This is a genomic window from Bartonella sp. AA97HXZ (genome assembly GCF_042196985.1).
Taxonomy (GTDB): Bacteria; Pseudomonadota; Alphaproteobacteria; order Rhizobiales; family Rhizobiaceae; genus Bartonella.
Map to the genome: position 1 here is coordinate 1 of NZ_JBHIRC010000037.1, position 4,987 is coordinate 4,987.

Genomic DNA, 4,987 nt, shown 5'->3' on the forward strand with positions numbered 1-4,987 from the left:
TCTTAAAAAAACAACTCATATTGATATAACACAACCTATAAATTCAACTAATAATATACGTTTTGAAGGGGTTTTGATGGTTTTTACACCTTCAAAATCTATAAGCAAAATTCGTAATAAAACTTATCAAAATACTCATTCTGATATTTTAAAGTACGTAGTACATTTATCTTGATTAATCCGTGAAACGAATAACAAATTTTACTATTTTGCTGATCTTACACTGTATCATAAGCTGTTGATAAGCAACCCTTAAAAACCTCTTTTGAAAAAATATCGGCTTTTTTAGCAGTTTTTTCCCATTTTTATCGATATTTGTTTTAAATGCATTTGATAGAATTCGTTTTGATTCTTTTGATGGTTATTGATCATCTCATAAGGCAAGGGATTTTTATTACAATATGCTGCAATCTATTAAGTCCGATAATGAACACGTCACTTTACGCTCCCTTTTACAATCCTATCGTGAACAGACAACTTCAAATACTCTACGAGGGAAAGTGTTTGAAGATTTTGTGACAAAATATCTTATGTATGACCCTCTCCATTATGGACGATATGAAACGGTTGAGAGCTATTATGAATGGGCTAAAGAGCATGAAGGTTGGAATAAAAATGATATCGGTATTGATCTAGTTGCTAAGCTTCGTCATCAAGAAGGTTATGTGGCTATTCAATGTAAGTTTTATCAAGCAGACCATCAGATCAGTAAAAAGGATATTGATAGCTTTATCGCGGCATCTGGAAAAGACATCTTTAAATATCGCCTTCTCGTTGACAGCACAGAAGTGGAATTAAGTGACAATGTGAATGCCATGATTAAAGGACAAGCGATACCCGTTTATCGTATTGACCTTCGTCATATGGAAAACAGTCGGATAGATTGGCAAATATTTGCAACAAAACAAGAAGTGGTTCTGAAATCAACAAAAGAGCCTCGTCCCCATCAAGAAGAAGCCATCAAGAAAGTCTGTGAAGGTTTACAAGAAGCAGACCGTGGCAAGCTGATTATGGCATGTGGAACGGGGAAAACTTTCACCAGTTTGAAGATAGCAGAAACCCTTGCTGGAAAAGGCAAGCGTGTTTTGTTTCTGGTGCCTTCTCTGGCTTTAGTCTCGCAAACGATCCGTGAATGGACAGCCGATGCACAAGTCCCGTTGCGTTCCTTTGCGGTTTGTTCGGATACGAAAGTAGGCAAGCGTCGTAAAAACCAAGATGATATTGTTGGTATGGAAACATCAGATCTTGTTCTCCCTGCTACCACGGATGCACAAGCCCTTGCCAAAGAAGCTTGCGAAAACCTCGCAGATGCAATGACGGTTATCTTTTCAACCTATCATTCCATTCAAGTGATTTCGGATGCCCAAAAAGACCATGGTTTACCCGAATTTGATCTGATCATTTGTGATGAAGCGCATAGAACAACTGGGGCTTCATTGGGAAGTGAAGACAATGAATCTGAATTTATCAAGGTTCACGATAACAGCATTATTCGTGGTAAAAAACGTCTGTATATGACAGCAACGCCTCGTATCTTTAGTGATACTGCCAAAAGGCGCGCTGATGAGATTAATGCCGTTCTCGCATCTATGGACGATGAAACGCTTTATGGCAAACAACTCCATCATTATACCTTCGCGGAAGCTGTCGATAATGAACTTTTAACTCCTTATAAGATTGTGGTCTTGGGTATTAATGAAACCTATATCACACCAGCCATACAGGAGATTATTGCCAATGAAAACCGTGAAATTGATTTAGATGATGCGGCAAAAATTATTGGCTGTTATAGAGCCCTGACCAAAATAGATAAGCAAGCGGCTGTTGATGATGATGATACAGAGCCCATGCAATGTGCTTTAGCTTTTTGCAAAGATATCAATACCTCTCAATATATAACAAAGCTCTTTAATAAAATTATCAAATCTCATATTGATGATTTCCTTCAAACCGTTCCCTTTCTAAACTGTGAAGTAAGACATATTGACGGAACGCAAAGCGTCAAAAAACGCAATGAGGAATTGGATTGGCTTAAAGAAGATGCGGGTCAAAACGTTTGTCGGATCTTAAGCAATGTTCGGTGTCTTTCAGAAGGGATTGATGTCCCTGCTCTTGATGCCATCATGTTTTTACACCCGCGCAATAGCCAAGTGGATGTGATACAGGCAGTAGGGCGTGTGATGCGTCGTGCTCCAAATAAAAAAACGGGCTATATCATTTTACCCATTATCATTCCTTCACACTTAGAAGCCAAAAAGGCTTTAAAAAACAATAAGAGATACCGTGTTGTTTGGCAAGTTTTGCATGCTTTACATTCTCATGACGAAAGGCTTGCTCGGACAATTAATCAGATGTCTTTAGGACAAGATAGCAGCCATACGATTGAAATTATAGAGATTAAACGAGCCAATGAATTAAAAGAGCTTACCACAACGGTTGATGAGATCTCGATACCATCAAAAACAGAAAGTTCTGGACGTGTCATTGGAACAGCAGAAAGCAAATCTCAATCGGTATCTGGAGGACAAGGAGACCTATTCCGCCGTTCTGAATTTTTTGATTTTGTCAAAGCCATTTTTCTGGATAGTTTTAAAATCACGGATTATTGGGGCATATGGGCGAACAATGTTGCTGAGATTGCTCAAAACCATATCAATCATCTTAAAGATATGATTTCCGATGAAAAGAGTGAAGCCTTTCACGCCTTTGATGCATTCCATAAGGAATTAAAGAACAACGTCAACAGTGAAATCAAGCAAGAGGAAGCGATTGAGATGTTAGCGCAACATCTTGTCACGCGTCCCGTGTTTGAAGCTTTATTTGACGGTAATGAATTTGTACAGAACAATGCCATTTCGCAAGCCATGGATAAGATCTTAACGGCACTGGATAAAACAAATATCGAAGAGAAAACGAAAGATCTTGATCAATTTTACAAAAGTGTCATGTTCTGTACAGCAGGGATTACAGAAACTCATGCAAAACAGAATCTTATTATCAAGCTTTATGAAAGTTTTTTTGCCAAGGCATTTAAGAAAACCACGGATAAGCTTGGAATTGTTTACACGCCCGTTGAGGTTGTTGATTTTATCATTCATTCCGTTAATGATGTTTTAGAGCAAGAGTTTGGAAAAAGCTTGGGATCACGGGGTGTCTCTATCCTTGATCCTTTCACCGGAACGGGTACTTTTATCACGCGGCTGTTACAATCTAAACTGATCAAACCAGAGGATATGGAATACAAATTCCGTCATGATATCCATGCCAATGAGATTGTTCTCTTAGCCTATTACATAGCAGCGATTAACATTGAATCGACGTATCATAGTCTTATGAAAGGAGAGTATATTCCTTTTAAACATATTGGCTTAACCGATACGTTTCGGATGCTTGAAGAGAAGAACTTACTACAGGAATTGTTTAAAGAAAACAGTGAATATTTAGAACATCAAAAGAAGATGAATATTGAAGTTATCTTTGGCAATCCTCCTTATTCAACAGGTCAAAAAAGTGCTAATGATAATGCAAAGAATACACCTTATCCGATATTAGATGACCGCATTCGTGAAACTTATGCCGCTCAGTCAAATGCAAATCTTATACGAAATCTATATGATAATTATATTCGTGCCATTCGCTGGGCTAGTGATCGTATTGATAATGCTGGAGTAATCGGTTTTGTTTCTGGTTCTGGTTACATAGAAAAGTCTACAATGGATGGTTTACGAAAATCTTTAGCCAAAGAATTTAGCAGTATTTACGTACTCAATTTACGAGGAGATCTTCGCAAAAATATGTTAAGCAATGGAGTTGCTCAAGAAGGTGAAAATGTTTTCGGCAATGGTAGTATGACTGGTATTGCGGTAACGTTATTTATCAAAAATCCCAATGCTATTGGACCTTGTAAAATTTACTATCATGATATTGGTAATAATCGTACGATAAAAGAAAAACTTACAGCTCTGGAATGTTTTGGTAGTGTTGGTGGCATTACGGATAAAAAGGGCTGGCAAGTAATTGCACCAGATAAGCATGGTGATTGGATACATCAACGTGATGAGAGTTTCGAAACATTCCTAGCTTTAGGAGATAAGAAAGGACATAATAAAAAGCTCTTTAAAACGTTTTCTTGTGGTATCTCAACTAGCCGTGATGCGTGGGCATATAACTCAAGCCGTGAAGCTTTAGCTAAAAATATGCGTAATATGATTAATTTTTATAATAGTGAAGTGAAACGTTTTAATGATATTTATCACACTGACTGTAAAACACGTACAAAAATTGTAGATAATTTTGTAAATTCAGATGCTAAAAAAATCAGTTGGAGTCGTTCTCTTAAACAACAATTAATTAGTGGAAAGATTTTCGAATTTGAAGATAAATACCTTATTCAAAGCCTCTATCGCCCTTTTACACAACAGTGGCTTTATTACAATCGCATTTTTAATGAGAGAGTTTTACAATTCTCTATAGGGAAAGCGGTAAAAAATAAGGTAATACAAGTTACAGGCGTAGGAGCAAGAAGTGGATTTTCTGTTTTGATGAGTAAGGATTTACCTAACCTTCACGCAATAGATACAGGTCAATGCTTTCCAAGATACTTTTATGAAGATATTACCTCCTTAAAATCTAAAGATAATAACCAGTCACATTTATTTACGAATTCTATAGAAAAAAGCAACAATGCTGATTTACAACGCCGTGATGCCATTACAGATGCGGGATTAGCACATTTTAAAGCAGCTTATCCTAATGAAACCATAACAAAAGATGATCTATTCTATTATGTTTACGGTCTTTTGCATTCGGAAGATTATCGCGCCCGTTATGCTGATAATTTATGCAAAGAATTGCCTCGTATCCCTTGTGTAAAGAGTGCTGGTGATTTTTGGAAGTTTGTAACAGCAGGGCGTGAACTGGGTCATTTGCATGTGAATTATGAAGATGTAAAACCTTATCCAGTAACCTTTAAAAAGGGTAATCCAAA

1 protein-coding gene is annotated in these 4,987 nt (G+C 37.0%); it reads left to right on the top strand.

Features of this window, described 5'->3' with window-relative positions:
* Positions 1-401: 401 nt before the first annotated feature.
* On the top strand, positions 402-4,987 hold a 4,586-nt coding region (locus ACFINE_RS09115), incomplete at its 3' end, for a DEAD/DEAH box helicase (RefSeq protein ID WP_375621814.1).